Annotated in this window: 12 protein-coding genes; 7 read left to right on the top strand and 5 right to left on the bottom strand. The window is 63.8% G+C overall.

Going from position 1 to position 12,779, the window contains the following annotated elements; translation table 11 throughout:
- The first annotated feature begins 99 nt into the window (after nucleotides 1–99).
- From EWM57_RS20100 to EWM57_RS20085, 4 genes are all read left to right on the top strand, one after another.
- Complete coding sequence (locus EWM57_RS20100) at nucleotides 100–1,260, top strand: sensor histidine kinase (RefSeq protein WP_129923096.1); 1,161 nt, start codon at nucleotides 100–102, stop codon at nucleotides 1,258–1,260.
- Entirely contained in the window at nucleotides 1,257–1,958 is a 702-nt protein-coding gene (locus EWM57_RS20095; protein ID WP_129923095.1) for a LytR/AlgR family response regulator transcription factor, read from the top strand. Before EWM57_RS20100 ends, EWM57_RS20095 begins: the two co-directional genes overlap by 4 nt.
- Before the next feature lie 102 nt (nucleotides 1,959–2,060).
- Nucleotides 2,061–3,164: an Mrp/NBP35 family ATP-binding protein gene (locus tag EWM57_RS20090; protein WP_129923094.1), complete on the top strand. Its 1,104-nt coding sequence runs from the start codon at nucleotides 2,061–2,063 to the stop codon at nucleotides 3,162–3,164.
- 42 nt (nucleotides 3,165–3,206) lie between these two features.
- Nucleotides 3,207–3,542 carry a NifU family protein gene (locus EWM57_RS20085; protein WP_129923093.1) on the top strand — a complete coding sequence of 112 codons (336 nt, stop codon included), beginning with the start codon at nucleotides 3,207–3,209 and terminating at the stop codon, nucleotides 3,540–3,542.
- A 97-nt stretch (nucleotides 3,543–3,639) separates the two neighbouring features.
- Here the strand turns inward: EWM57_RS20085 and EWM57_RS20080 are convergent, their stop codons facing one another.
- Both EWM57_RS20080 and EWM57_RS20075 read right to left on the bottom strand, forming a co-directional pair.
- Nucleotides 3,640–4,218, bottom strand: a complete 579-nt coding sequence (locus EWM57_RS20080) for a YdeI/OmpD-associated family protein (protein ID WP_129923092.1) — start codon at nucleotides 4,216–4,218, stop codon at nucleotides 3,640–3,642.
- Nucleotides 4,218–4,718, bottom strand: coding sequence for a DUF2004 domain-containing protein (locus tag EWM57_RS20075; RefSeq protein WP_129923091.1), 501 nt, complete (start codon nucleotides 4,716–4,718; stop codon nucleotides 4,218–4,220). Before EWM57_RS20075 ends, EWM57_RS20080 begins: the two co-directional genes overlap by 1 nt.
- A gap of 210 nt (nucleotides 4,719–4,928) precedes the next feature.
- On the opposite strand from EWM57_RS20075, the gene fahA reads away from it, so the two are divergent.
- On the top strand, nucleotides 4,929–6,212 hold the full coding sequence (fahA, locus tag EWM57_RS20070) for a fumarylacetoacetase (RefSeq protein ID WP_129923090.1): 1,284 nt from the start codon (nucleotides 4,929–4,931) through the stop codon (nucleotides 6,210–6,212).
- A 78-nt stretch (nucleotides 6,213–6,290) separates the two neighbouring features.
- On the opposite strand, the gene EWM57_RS20065 is transcribed toward fahA, so the two are convergent.
- A complete protein-coding gene (locus EWM57_RS20065) occupies nucleotides 6,291–6,482 on the bottom strand; it encodes a hypothetical protein (protein ID WP_129923089.1) in 192 nt (63 codons plus the stop codon).
- Between the two features lie 306 nt (nucleotides 6,483–6,788).
- On the opposite strand from EWM57_RS20065, the gene EWM57_RS20060 reads away from it, so the two are divergent.
- Together EWM57_RS20060 and EWM57_RS20055 are read left to right on the top strand one after the other, a co-directional pair.
- Nucleotides 6,789–7,943, top strand: a complete 1,155-nt coding sequence (locus tag EWM57_RS20060; RefSeq protein WP_129923088.1) for a zinc-dependent alcohol dehydrogenase — start codon at nucleotides 6,789–6,791, stop codon at nucleotides 7,941–7,943.
- 12 nt (nucleotides 7,944–7,955) lie between these two features.
- Entirely contained in the window at nucleotides 7,956–8,525 is a 570-nt protein-coding gene (locus tag EWM57_RS20055; protein WP_242510153.1) for a hypothetical protein, read from the top strand.
- A gap of 70 nt (nucleotides 8,526–8,595) precedes the next feature.
- On the opposite strand, the gene acs is transcribed toward EWM57_RS20055, so the two are convergent.
- Together acs and EWM57_RS20045 are read right to left on the bottom strand one after the other, a co-directional pair.
- Nucleotides 8,596–10,506 (bottom strand): acetate--CoA ligase, encoded by a 1,911-nt coding sequence (gene acs / locus EWM57_RS20050; RefSeq protein ID WP_129923087.1) that lies wholly within the window; start codon nucleotides 10,504–10,506, stop codon nucleotides 8,596–8,598.
- Between the two features lie 60 nt (nucleotides 10,507–10,566).
- On the bottom strand, nucleotides 10,567–12,486 hold the full coding sequence (locus EWM57_RS20045; RefSeq protein ID WP_129923086.1) for a propionyl-CoA synthetase: 1,920 nt from the start codon (nucleotides 12,484–12,486) through the stop codon (nucleotides 10,567–10,569).
- Nucleotides 12,487–12,779 lie beyond the last annotated feature (293 nt).

The following is a 12,779-nucleotide window of genomic DNA, read 5'->3' as shown; positions in this document are numbered from 1 at the left end:
CCGGCGGCGGCTGGCCCTGCATTATCCCGGCCGGCATTCGGTCGGCATCACCGAGGAGGCGCACGCCGTGCGGGTGCGCCTCCGTATTCAGCTCGACGCGTGAGCGGGGCCTGGCAGGCGGCGCGGCGCTTCGGCGGCACGCGGGGCGGGCGGGTCCTGCGCCACCTGGGACTGTGGGCGCTGTTCGTGGGCTTCGAGTACGTGGTCTTCAGCCAGTGGCAGCAAACTCCGCTGGTCACCTGGGGCTTCGTGGTCAAGGACACGCTGGCCGCGGTGGCCGGCTTCTACTTTTTCTCAGCCGTGGTGCTCCCGCGCTGGGTGCTGTCCCGGCGCTGGCTGCTCACCCTGGCCGGGCTGGCGGGCATTTACTACCTGTGGGCCTTGCTTTCCTACGGCTACTACGCCCTGCTCGACCACCAGGGCCTGATTTCCCGGGACGCCTACGCCTACATGCACCGCCTGCTCGACTACGGCTTGGTGGGCGGCGTGTTTGCCTGGCGGGCGGTGAGCATGGGCCTCAACGACTTTGTGGTGACGGTGTTTCCGCCGATTCTGCTGCGCTTTATCCAGTTTTTGCTGCGCAGCGGCAACCGCAGCCTGCACCTGGAGCGCGAAAACCTGCACCTGGAAATCAACTTCCTCCGCGCCCAGGTCAACCCCCACTTTCTGTTCAATACCCTCAACAACCTGTACGTGCTGGTGGCCCGCCAGGATGAGCGCGCCCCCGGCGTGGTGGACCACCTGGCCCACCTGATGCGCTACACCGTGTACGAGGCCGCCGCCCCGCTTGTCACGCTACAGCAGGAGCTGGATTTTCTGGCCGCCTACCTCGAGCTGGAGCGCCTGCGCTACGGCCAGCAGGTCAGCATCCGCTACCAGCCGCCCGCGCCGGGGTCCGAGGCGCAGCGCCTGACGCCCCTGCTGCTGTTTCCCTTCGTGGAAAACGCCTTCAAGCACGGAGCCGACAGCAGCCTGGACGCCGCCTGGGTCGATATTGCCTTATCCGTGGCGGCCGGCCAACTCCACCTGAGCGTGCGCAACAGCTTCAGCCCCGGCGCCCCGGCCCGGCCCTTCGGCGGGGTGGGCCTGGTCAACGTGCGCCAGCGCCTGGCTTTGCACTACGCCCCCGCCGACTACAACCTGACCATCACCCACGACGCGGCCGCCCACACCTACGCCGTCGGCCTCACCCTGCGCCTGGCCCCGGCCACACCGGCCCCGGCGGCCCCTTCCGCATTTTTTCCCGCCGCTTTCCCATGATCAACTGCCTGATAATCGACGATGAACCCTTTGCCCGCGAGCTGCTGGCCGGCTACGTGGCCCAGCTGCCCCAGCTGCACCTGGTGGCCAGCTGCGCCCACGTGTTTGAGGCCCTGGAGGTGCTCCAGCAGCAGCGCGTCGATTTGCTGTTTTCCGACATCAACATGCCCCAGGTCAACGGCCTGGAGTTTGTGCGCTCCCTGCACGCGCCGCCCTACGTGATTTTCGTCACGGCCTCGCCCCACCACGCCCTGGAAGGCTACGAGCTCGACGCGCTGGACTACGTGGTCAAGCCCGTGTCCTTGCCGCGGTTTATGAAGGCCGTCAACAAGGCCCTGGCCGTGCTGCACAGCCGTCCCGCCGCGGCCCCGGCCCCCGCGCCCCAGTACCTGTTCGTGAAGGAAGGCCACGCCCTGCGCCGGGTACTCTTCGACGAAATCTACTACATCGAGGGCATGAAGGACTACATTAAAATCATCCTCAAGGACCGCGTCATTGTCACGTACCTGCGCATGAGCCGGGTGGAAGACCAGTTACCGGCCGACCGGTTTACCCGCATCCAGAAGTCGTATCTGGTGCGCACCGACGCCATCCGGGCCATCAGCGGCAACGAGGCGGAGCTCTACGACCTGCCCGAAAAGCTGCCCATCGGCAAGCAGTACCGCGAGGCCCTGCTCGCGCACTTCGGGCTGGGCTAATCCGCGGGCCGGGCGGCCTATTCCCGGGCCCAAGCGCCACCGTTAACATCGGCCCGCATTTCCGGGTTATCTTTGCTGACTGCAATCTGCATTTTCCGACTTATGGCCATTACCAAAGAAGATGTTCTCAAGGCGCTGAGCTACGTGGAGGAGCCCGATCTGGGCAAAGACCTCGTCACGCTCAACATGATTGAGGACGTGCACATCGACGGCAAGACCGTCTCGTTCTCCGTCATCCTGACCACCCCGGCCTGCCCGCTCAAGGAGCTGATTCACAACGCCTGCGTGCGCGCCATCCACACCATGGTCGACAAGGACGCCGAAGTGAAGGTGAACCTGACCTCGCGCGTGACCACCGCCCGGGCCGCCAACTCGGCCGTGCTCAGCGGGGTCAAGAACATCATTGCCGTGGCCTCGGGCAAGGGCGGCGTGGGAAAAAGCACCGTGACGGCCAACCTGGCCATTGCCCTGGCCCGCTCCGGCGCCAAGGTCGGCCTGATCGACGCCGACATCTCCGGCCCCAGCATGCCGGTCATGTTCGGGGTCGAGGAGGAAAAGCCTTACGTGTACCAGTCGCCGGAGGGCAAAAACCTGATTCAGCCCATCTTCAAGCACGGGGTGCGCATCATGAGCATCGGCTTCCTGGCCCCGCCCGACAGCGCCATCGTGTGGCGCGGCCCCATGGCCTCGTCGGCGCTGAAGCAGTTCATTACCGAAGTGGAATGGCAGGAGCTCGACTACCTGCTCATCGATATGCCGCCCGGCACTTCCGACATTCACCTGACCCTGGTGCAGACCCTGCCCGTAACGGGCGCCATCATTGTGACCACGCCCCAGAAAGTGGCCCTGGCCGACGCGCAGAAGGGTTTGCAGATGTTCCGCCAGCCCCAGATCAACGTGCCCGTGCTGGGCGTGGTCGAAAACATGGCCTGGTTTACGCCCGCTGAGCTGCCCGACAACAAATACTTCATCTTCGGCGAAGGCGGCGGCAAGGCCCTGGCCGACAAGCACGAGGTGCCGCTGCTGGGTCAGATTCCGCTGGTGCAGAGCATCCGCGAAAATGGCGACCAGGGCACGCCGGCCATTCTGCAGCCCGGCACCGCCCCGGCGGCCGTGTTTGAGCAGCTCGCCGAGGAGGTAGCCCGGCAGATTTCCATCCGCAACGCCGTAGCCCCGCGCACCCAGGTGGTGGAGATGAACCGCTAACTTTGCCGAACTTCGTCGCGCCTTTGCTAGTTAACCCGTAGTATGAATTCACTGACCGCCCTCGAACATCATCCCCTGCTGCCCCGCGTGGAGCAGGCCCTGGACACGATCCGGCCCTACTTGGCGGCCGACGGCGGCAACGTGCGCGTGCTGGGCATCACCGACGAACTGGTGCTGCAGCTGGAACTGCTGGGCGCCTGCGGCACCTGCCCCATGTCGCCGATGACGCTCAAGGCCGGCGTGGAGGAATCCGTGAAAAAAGCGGTGCCCGAAATCGTGCGGGTGGAGGCCATCAACGGCACGCCCCTGGCCGAGCAGCCCGCCGGCCAGACCGGCCACCCCGTGTCCCCGGCCCCGGTGCCCACGCCGGCTTTCTAACCTTGCTTTCAACGTGAAAAAGCCAGCTTCCTACTCGGGAGCTGGCTTTTTTGTTGATTAAGAATCAGGATTCTGCCTTCTTTCCGGCCGCCGCGGGCTAGTCGTGCAGGCCCTTGCCGGCCAGAATCAGGGGCAGGCATTTTTCCACCCGCGCGGTCCGGGTTTTGGCCTGCTTGGGCGCCGAGAAGTAAAGCAGGTAGCCGCGCTGCCGGCCCGGGGTCAGGGCGTCGAAAGCCGTTTTCAGGGCCGGCAGCGCCGCAAACTTGCTGTGCAGCTCCTCGGCTACGGTGAAGTCGGCAGTTGCCTTGAATTTCACTTGCAGGCCCAGCTTTTCCACCTCGATGGCCTCGTACAGATAAGTCTTCAGCACCGGCTCCAGCTCGGTGACTTCCCGCAGGCTGGTAAACCGGATCTGCCGCGTGGCCTGGGTGTGCTCGGTTTGCTGCACCAGAATCTCGTTGGCATCGGCCAGCAGGGCGCCTTTCAGAAACATCACCGCGCAGTAGTCCTTGAAGTAGTGTAGCAGCACGACCCCGCTTTGCTGCCAGGTGTAGCACGGCACGCCCCACTTCAGCTCCTCATTTAGCCCGCAGCTCAGCACGATGGCGCGCAAGGCCTCCAGCTCGGGCTGCCATTTTTTGGCTTTGGGGAAGTACCAGTCGACGTTGGGGTTCATCAACTTTCTATTGTCATATGCTCCAACACTCCTTTTTCATCAGTATTTATTACAATCAGATCATCTGTTAATTCTTCCCCAATTGAATAATCAAAAACCGCAAAGCTATTCTCACCATTAGGATATAAGCCAACCCGAACCAGTTTCAATCTTAATAACAGTTGTTTTTCCTGTTCGCTCCTCGCAGCCGCAAGATCTATAAGCTCCTCTAGGTCCTCTGGTGCGAGTTCTTCCAAGTGATGCTCTACGTAAAATTTAACCGTGTCTCCATCCGCGTCTTGGTAATCATTCTCTATATAGCCTCTATTTATAATATCATATTTTTCAATACAACTAATAAAATTACTAATTTTATTTAATTCACTAACGTCAGTTGCTGTATTTTCAAAATTTAAATCAATGCTTATTTCATTGCCACTAATTTCAACACTCGCATCATAATATTCATCTAAATTATCTGTTTCAATTTGCCCAAAGTATGGTAGCGAATGTTTCGGCATGACGTTTCTCTTTTATCTATCTGGTTTGTCTTATTCTTAGCGCCAGCGTGTCGGCCAGCTTTGAAAGCCACGCTTGAAGGTAGAAGCTTCGCAGGATTTCGCCTAACATTCATTCTGCCGATGCAGGGCTTGCAGTAGTAGCATTTTCCAAACTGGCGCTACTGGGCCTACCCTCCTATCTTTGCCTGCTACTCCACCTCTCCTACGCCCATGCCCAACCCGAACAACCCCGCCCTGCACTCCTGGATTGACATTCCGGCCGGCCACGACTTCCCGATTCAGAACCTGCCCTTTGGCATCTTCGAAACCCCGGAGCGCGGCCCCCGGGTGGGCGTGGCCATCGGCGACTACGTGCTGGACCTGTACGCCGTGTCGCAGTTCGGCTTTTTCGAGGACCTCGACATTCCCTCCCAGCCCAAGGTGTTTCGGCGGCCCTCGCTGAACGCCTTTATCCGTTTGGGCCGACCCACCTGGCAGGCCGTGCGCCTGCGGGTGTCGGAGCTGCTGCGTCACGACAACGGCACGCTGCGCGACAACGAGGAGGCCGTGCGCACCTGCCTGGTGCGCCAGCGCGAGGTGCAGATGCGCCGCCCCGTGAAGCCCGCCAACTACACCGATTTCTACTCCAGCATCGAGCACGCCACCAACGTGGGCATCATGTTCCGCGACCCGGCCAACGCCCTGCTGCCCAACTGGCGCCACATCCCGATTGGCTACCACGGCCGGGCCAGCTCCATCGTGGTGTCGGGCACCGACATCCGCCGGCCCAACGGGCAGCGCAAAGCCCCCGACGCTGCCGCGCCCACCTTCGGCCCTTCCCAGCAGCTCGACTTCGAGCTGGAAGTAGCCTTCGTGGGCGGGCAGGACACCGAGCTGGGCCACCCCGTGCCGCTGCAGTACGCCGAGGAGCACATCTTCGGGCTGGTGCTGTTCAACGACTGGAGTGCCCGCGACATTCAAAGCTGGGAATACGTGCCCCTGGGGCCGTTTCTGGGCAAGAGCTTCGGCAGCAGCGTTTCGCCCTGGGTGGTCACGCTCGATGCCCTAGAGCCCTTCCGCGTGCCCGGCCCCGTGCAGGAGCCCGAGCCCCTGCTCTACCTGCGCCAGACCGGCGAGCATAACTTCGACATCAACCTGGAAGTGACCATTCAGCCCGCCGGCGGCCCCGAAACCGTGGTGTGCGAGTCGAATTTCCAGTATATGTACTGGAGCATGGCCCAGCAGCTCACCCACCAGACCAGCAACGGCTGCAACCTGCAGGCCGGCGACCTGTACGCCAGCGGTACCATCAGCGGCCACACCCCCGACTCGTTTGGCTCGATGCTGGAGCTGGCCTGGAAAGGTACCAAGCCCCTGCCCCTGGCCGACGGCACGGAGCGCAAGTTCATCCAGGACGGCGACACGGTGACCATGCGCGGCTACTGCGAAAAGGACGGCCTGCGCATCGGCTTCGGGGAGGTGCGCGGCACGGTCCTGCCCGCTACTCCGCTCTAGTATCATTCGGCGCCTGAAGCGCAAAAGCCCGTCCTGCAGCAGCAGGACGGGCTTTTTTGTAGTCAAGAACCGCCAATACTATTCCCCGGGCGCAGCTTGATAGCCGGGCGGCGGCGCGGAAGGCAGGGGCTCGGGCACTTCGGTCAGCAGGTTGAGCTCGTGCAGGGCCGTGGCAGGGTCGAAGGCGTGGAGCATTTCCAGGATTGACTCTTCCACACTTTCGGATTTGGAGTCATCGGATGGGGCGGGAACGTCAGCAGGATTGGACATGGCAAACCGGATTCTAAAGGTGGGAAGACGAGTGGAGCGTCCGGTAAGTACGCAAAAAAATACCAGCTTCCGTTGCTGCGCCACTCCGTATTTACCGCAAAATCAGCGCTTACTACTCTCAACCCCGGCGGGATTAACACGGATTTACGGCCTTTCCCGACGCTATTGGCAACCCTGAAGGCTGCGCGGACAGTACTTGAGAATGCACCCGATGCCGGGCGTGGGCCCTTCCCGACCGATTAGGCGGGCAGCGCCCACGCCCGGCACCGGCCGCCTGATCCTTACTCCAACCAAACGCCAATTAGTATGCTCGCAATGGAATACCGGGGCCCGCGCAGGGTCCGTGCCGTGCAGAAGCCCATGCCGGAAATCAAGCACCCCCAGGATGCCATTGTGCGGGTGCTGCGGACCTGCATCTGCGGCTCCGACCTGCACCTCTACAACGGCAACGTGCCCGACACCCGCGTGGGCTCCACTTTCGGCCACGAGTTTGTGGGCGAGATTGTGGAAGTAGGCAAGGAAGTAACCAAGGTGAAGGTCGGTGACCGGGTGATTGTGCCCTTCAATATTGCCTGCGGGGAGTGCCACTTCTGCCGCCAGGGCATGTTCGGCAACTGCCACGAGTCCAACACTGAGGCCACGGCCGTGGGCGCCATCTTCGGCTACTCCCACACCGCCGGCGGCTTCGACGGCGGCCAGGCCGAGTATGCCCGGGTGCCCTACGCCAACGTGGGCCCCACCATCATTCCGCCCGACATGGACCTGGACGATGCCGTGCTGCTCACCGACGTGACGCCCACCGGCTACCAGGCCGCCGAAATGGCCGGCATCCAGACCGGCGACACCGTCGTGGTCTTCGGCGCCGGGCCCATTGGCATCATGGCCGCGCGCTGCGCCTGGCTGTTCGGGGCGGGCCGCGTCATCATCATCGACAAGGAAGACTACCGCCTGGAGTTTGCCCGGGGCTATTCCTACTGCGAGGCCTACAACTACCGGGAGATGGACGACCCGGTGGTGTTTATCAAGAAAATCACCGACTGGATGGGCGCCGACGTCTGCATCGACGCGGTGGGCGCCGAAGCCCAGGGCAATGCCTTGCAGACCATCACCGGCCGCAAGCTGCTGCTCCAGGCCGGCTCGGCTACGGCCTTGCATTGGGCCATCAACTCCGTCAAGAAGGGCGGCGTGGTGTCCATCGTGGGCGTGTATGGGCCCACCGACAACCTGGTGCCCATCGGCAACGTGCTCAACAAGGGGCTGACCGTGCGGGCCAACCAAGCCTCGGTGAAGCGCCTGCTGCCCCGCCTGATTGACCACGTGCAAAACGGCATCCTCAACCCCAAGGGCCTCATCACCCACCGCATTCCGCTGGAAGAGGTGGCCGACGGCTACCGCATGTTCTCGGCCAAGCTGGACGAGTGCATCAAGACCGTGCTGATTCCCCCCACTGCCAACCGCTAACGCCGCCCGACCATGAACAAGGAGAATAAGACCATCGACCCGAAAACCATCAAGGGCTGGGGAATCGACGCCGACCCGAAAAACGACCCGACCTACCCCATGCGGGAGCGGATGAACGTGAGCCAGGACCCCGACAGCAAGCACCGCCCCGCCTCCCTGCAACCCGTCGACGTGGAGGTGCTCAAGTCCATTGAGCGGCCCAACGTGTCGGCCGTATTTGGCACGCCCGAGCCACCCTCCGGGCTGAGCGGGGCCATTCGCCGGCTGGCGTTCCACTACAGCGAAAACCGCTACCGCCACTGGCTGCCCCTGATTGTGGCCGACCGGGTGAACATGGTGGAAGGCCTGATTGATGATTTGGCCCACGGTAAGGTACCTAACCTCTGGGCCGAGAAAGGCTACGACATGGACTGGAAGTACAAGCGCGGCAGCCTGATTCTAAAGCTGGCCGCCGTCACGGCCATGAGTGCCGGCCTGGCCGTGTGGCTCTCGTCTGGTGGCGACAAAGCCGGCAACGGCAGGCGCCCCAAAGCGGGCCGCCGCTCGAAAGGCTACATCGACTACAACGACTACAGCAGCTAGGCTGCTCTAAAAACCAAAAAAGCCCGGCTGGTAGCGTACCAGCCGGGCTTTTTTGGTTTGGGGCTCCCCCCTACTTCTTCCCCTGGATGATTTCCTCCACCACGCCCGGGTCGAGCAGGGTGGTGATGTCGCCGAGGTTGCTGGTTTCGCCTTCGGCCACCTTGCGCAGGATGCGGCGCATGATCTTGCCCGACCGGGTTTTGGGCAGGCCCGACACAAGCTGGATCTTGTCGGGCTTGGCAATTTTGCCGATTTCGGCCACGATGGTCTCGATGATGCTGGCCTCGACCTGCCCGGCGTCGGTCTTGCCCACCGGCTCCCGGCAGATGACGAAGGCGTAGATACCCTGCCCCTTCACGTCGTGGGGGTAGCCCACCACGGCGCTTTCCACCACGTGGGGGTTCTGGTTGATGGCATTCTCGATTTCGGCCGTGCCGAAGCGGTGGCCCGACACGTTTATCACGTCGTCGACGCGGCCGATGATGCGGTACAGGCCATCCTCGTCGCGGCGGGCGCCGTCGCCGGTGAAGTAGTAGCCGGGGTACGGGCCGAAGTAGGTTTGCCGGGCCCGCTCATGGTCGCCGTAGGTGGTGCGGATGATGCCGGGCCAGGGAAACTTGATGGCCAGGTAGCCCTCCTGCCCGTTGCCCTCGATTTCCTGGCCTTCCTGGGTCAGCAGCACGGGCTGCACCCCGGGCAGGGGCTGCCCGGCGTGGGCGGGCTTGAGGGGGGAGATACCCGCCAGCCCCGAAATCATGATGCCGCCGGTTTCGGTCTGCCACCAGGTGTCCACGATGGGGCAGCGCTCCTTGCCCACGTGGGTGTGGTACCAGTGCCAGGCCTCCTCGTTGATGGGCTCCCCCACCGTGCCCAGCACCCGCAGCGAGTCGAGCGAGTAGCTCAGCACGTTGTCGAGGGGCGTGGCCATCAGGCTGCGAATGGCCGTGGGCGCGGTGTAAAACACGTTCACGCCGTGCTTGTCGATGACCTCCCAGAAGCGGCCGGCGTCGGGGTAGGTGGGCACGCCCTCAAACATGAGGGTGCTGGCCCCGCTCAGCAGCGGGCCGTAGAGCAGGTACGAGTGGCCCGTCACCCAGCCGATGTCGGCGGTGCACCAGTACACGTCGTTTTCCTGCACCTGAAACACGTTGCGGAAGGTGTAGTCGGCCCAGACCATGTAGCCGGCGGTGGTGTGCACCACGCCCTTGGGCTTGCCGGTGCTGCCCGAGGTATACAGGATGAAGAGCGTGTCTTCGGCATCCATTTCCTCGGCCGGGCAAGATTTGCTGGCTTCCTGGGCTTCCTCGTGGTACCACACGTCGCGGCCTTCCTGCATGTGCACGGGCCAGCCCAGGTGCTCGACCACAATCACGCGGCGCACCGAGGGGCAGCTTTCCAGGGCCTCGTCCACGACGCGCTTCACCGGAATCTGCTTGGGCCCCCGGTTCAGGCCGTCGGAGGTCAGCACCACGGTGGCTTGGGCGTCGTTGACCCGGTCGGCAATGGCGGTGGCCGAGAAGCCGGCGAAGATAACCGAGTGCACGGCCCCAATGCGGGCGCAGGCCAGCACGGCAATGGCCAGCTGCGGAATCATGGGCATGTAGAGGCAAACCCGGTCGCCCTTTTCCACGCCGTTGTTGAGCAGCACGTTGGCAAACTGGCACACCTGCTGGTGGAGCTCCCGGTAGGTGTAGCGAATCTGCCGGGTTTTGGGGTCGTTGGGTTCCCAAATCAACGCCAGCTTGTTGCCGCGGGTGGCCAGGTGGCGGTCCAGGCAGTTTTCGGTGATGTTGAGCTTGGCCCCGCTGTACCACTCGTTGTGGCCGCCCACTAGGTCGGCTTTGAGCACCGAGTCCCACTTGCGGCGCCAGGTGAAAGGCTCGGCCACTTCGGCCCAGAACTGTTCGGGGTTTTCAACGCTGCGGCGGTAGGCGTCTTCGTACTCGGCGTAGCTGTGGATGCAGGGGTGTTGTGCGGGCATATAACGGTTGTTTGGGAGTGGTGTAGAATGTCGAAAGATGGCAGCGACAAGCGGAAGGGCTTACCTTTTCTCAAAGGCCAGCCCGACCCCGCGCGCCTGCAGGCGGGTCCGGATTTCGTCCAGGATCAGCGGGTCGTCGATGGTGGGTGGTATGGTGAAGGCTTCGCCGTCGGCGAGCTGGCGCAGGGTTTTGCGCAGAATCTTGCCCGAGCGGGTTTTGGGCAGGCGCGGTACTACCAGCGCGTGGCGGAAGCTGGCCACGGCCCCTATTTTCTCCCGGATCAACGCCACGAGTTCCTGCTCGAGCTGGGGCTCGGCGATGGTGGCGCCGTCTTTGAGCACGACCAGGCCCACGGGGCGCTGCCCGCGCAGCTCGCAGGCAATGCCCAGCACGGCGCATTCGGCCACGGCCGGGTGGGCGGCCACCAGCTCTTCCATTTCGCCGGTGCTCAGGCGGTGCCCGGCCACGTTCATCACGTCATCGACGCGGCCCATGATGAAAAAGTAGCCCTCGGCATCCTGGTAGCCCCCGTCGCCGCTGAGGTAGTAGCCGGGAAACGCGTCGAGGTAGCCGCGCCGAAACCGCTCGTCGTCGTGCCAGAGCGTGGGCAGGCAGCCGGGCGGCAGCGGCAGACGCACGGCCACCAGCCCCGTCGTCGTGGGCGGCACGGGCTGGCCGGTTTCGTCGAGAATCTGTACGGCGTAGCCCGGGACGGGGTGGCCGGCGCTGCCCGCCCGCGGCGGGGGCACCTCGGCCAGGCCCACCGGCGTGGCCAGCATCGGCCAGCCCGACTCGGTTTGCCACCAGTGGTCAATAACCGGGACGCCGAGCACGCGGCCGGCCCACTCGTAGGTGGCCGGGTCGCACCGCTCCCCGGCCAGAAACAGGTAGCGCAGCCGGCTCAGGTCGTGGCCCTGGGTGAGCAGGCCCGCGGGGTCTTCCTTCTTGATGGCCCGGATGGCGGTGGGGGCCGTGAACACCACGCGGGCTTCGTACTCGGCCGCCAGGCGCCAGAACGTGCCCGCGTCGGGGGTGCGCACGGGCTTGCCCTCAAAAAGCACCGTGGTAGCGCCCATAATCAGGGGAGCGTACACGATGTAGCTGTGTCCCACGGCCCAGCCGATGTCGGAGCCGGCGAAGATGGTTTCGCCCGGTTGCAGCCCGTAGATGGCTTCCATGCTGTAGCGCAGGGCCACGGCGTGCCCGCCGTTGTCGCGCACCACGCCCTTGGGCTTGCCGGTGGTGCCCGAGGTGTAGAGAATGTAGAGCGGGTCGGTGGCGGCCACGGCCACGCAGTCGGCGGGCGGAGCCTTGAGCAGTTCCCGGTAGTCCACGTCGCGGCCCGGCACCAGAGCGGCCCGCACAAACGGCCGCTGGCAGATAACGGTGTGGCTGGGCTTGTGGGTGGCCTGCTCAATGGCCGCGTCGAGCAGGGGCTTGTAGGGAATGACTTTATCGAGCTCCATGCCCCCGGCCGCGGCAATGACAACCACGGGCTCGGCGTCGTCGATGCGCACGGCCAGCTCGTGGGCCGCAAAGCCGCCAAACACGACCGAATGCACCGCCCCCAGGCGGGCGCAGGCCAGCATGGCCACTACGGCCTCGGGCATGTTGGGCATGTAGATAATGACCCGGTCGCCGGGCAGCACGCCCAAATCGTGCAGGCCGCCGGCGAAGCGGGCCGTCAGGTCGAGCAGCTCGGCGTAGGTGTAGCGGGCCTTGGTACCCGTCACGGGGGAGTCGTAGTGCAGGGCCGGCTGGGTGGCGCGGCCCTGGGCCACGTGGTAGTCGAGGGCCAGGTAGCAGGTATTGAGCCGGCCGCCCGCAAACCAGCGGTAGAAGCCGTTTTCGTCCTGGCTGAGGGTCTGGGCGGGCTCCTGAAACCAGTGAATCTGCCGGGCCTGCTCGGCCCAGAAGGCGGCCGGGTCGGCGAGGCTGGCGGCGTAGGCTTCAGCGTAGGTTAGAGGCGAAGGTTCCATAGCGGGTGGGAAAGGCGGACGGCAGCTCCGGAGCCGGCCCCGGTGGCGGAAAGCAGGTACTGCGGAGCGAAACTGCTTTACTGTCGGGCGTGAACGAGATACTTGGTAACGTGAATCAGCTTCTGCAGGCCGTGAGAGGATTACTGAGGGGCGTGAGTGACTTACCGTAGGGTGTGAAGGATCTACTGCAGGCCGTGAAGGATGTAGTGCAGGGTGTGAAGGAGCTTAGAAGCAGCGTGAACCAAGGTAGGGACGGTGGGAAGAACCGCAGAGATGCCGTGAATGAACGCAGG

It is taken from the genome of Hymenobacter persicinus (assembly GCF_004167665.1).
Lineage (GTDB): Bacteria > Bacteroidota > Bacteroidia > Cytophagales > Hymenobacteraceae > Hymenobacter > Hymenobacter persicinus.
This window is presented reverse-complemented; position numbering and strand designations above follow the sequence as displayed.

Bases quoted from the DNA above. Each gene is read 5' to 3' on its own strand.
- EWM57_RS20095 (WP_129923095.1), top strand. From the start codon at position 1,257: ATGATCAACTGCCTGATAATCGACGATGAACCCTTTGCCCGCGAGCTG.
- EWM57_RS20090 (WP_129923094.1), top strand. From the start codon at position 2,061: ATGGCCATTACCAAAGAAGATGTTCTCAAGGCGCTGAGCTACGTGGAG.
- EWM57_RS20085 (WP_129923093.1), top strand. From the start codon at position 3,207: ATGAATTCACTGACCGCCCTCGAACATCATCCCCTGCTGCCCCGCGTG.
- EWM57_RS20080 (WP_129923092.1), bottom strand. From the start codon at position 4,218: ATGAACCCCAACGTCGACTGGTACTTCCCCAAAGCCAAAAAATGGCAG.
- EWM57_RS20075 (WP_129923091.1), bottom strand. From the start codon at position 4,718: ATGCCGAAACATTCGCTACCATACTTTGGGCAAATTGAAACAGATAAT.
- fahA (WP_129923090.1), top strand. From the start codon at position 4,929: ATGCCCAACCCGAACAACCCCGCCCTGCACTCCTGGATTGACATTCCG.
- EWM57_RS20065 (WP_129923089.1), bottom strand. From the start codon at position 6,482: ATGTCCAATCCTGCTGACGTTCCCGCCCCATCCGATGACTCCAAATCC.
- EWM57_RS20060 (WP_129923088.1), top strand. From the start codon at position 6,789: ATGCTCGCAATGGAATACCGGGGCCCGCGCAGGGTCCGTGCCGTGCAG.
- EWM57_RS20055 (WP_242510153.1), top strand. From the start codon at position 7,956: ATGAACAAGGAGAATAAGACCATCGACCCGAAAACCATCAAGGGCTGG.
- acs (WP_129923087.1), bottom strand. From the start codon at position 10,506: ATGCCCGCACAACACCCCTGCATCCACAGCTACGCCGAGTACGAAGAC.
- EWM57_RS20045 (WP_129923086.1), bottom strand. From the start codon at position 12,486: ATGGAACCTTCGCCTCTAACCTACGCTGAAGCCTACGCCGCCAGCCTC.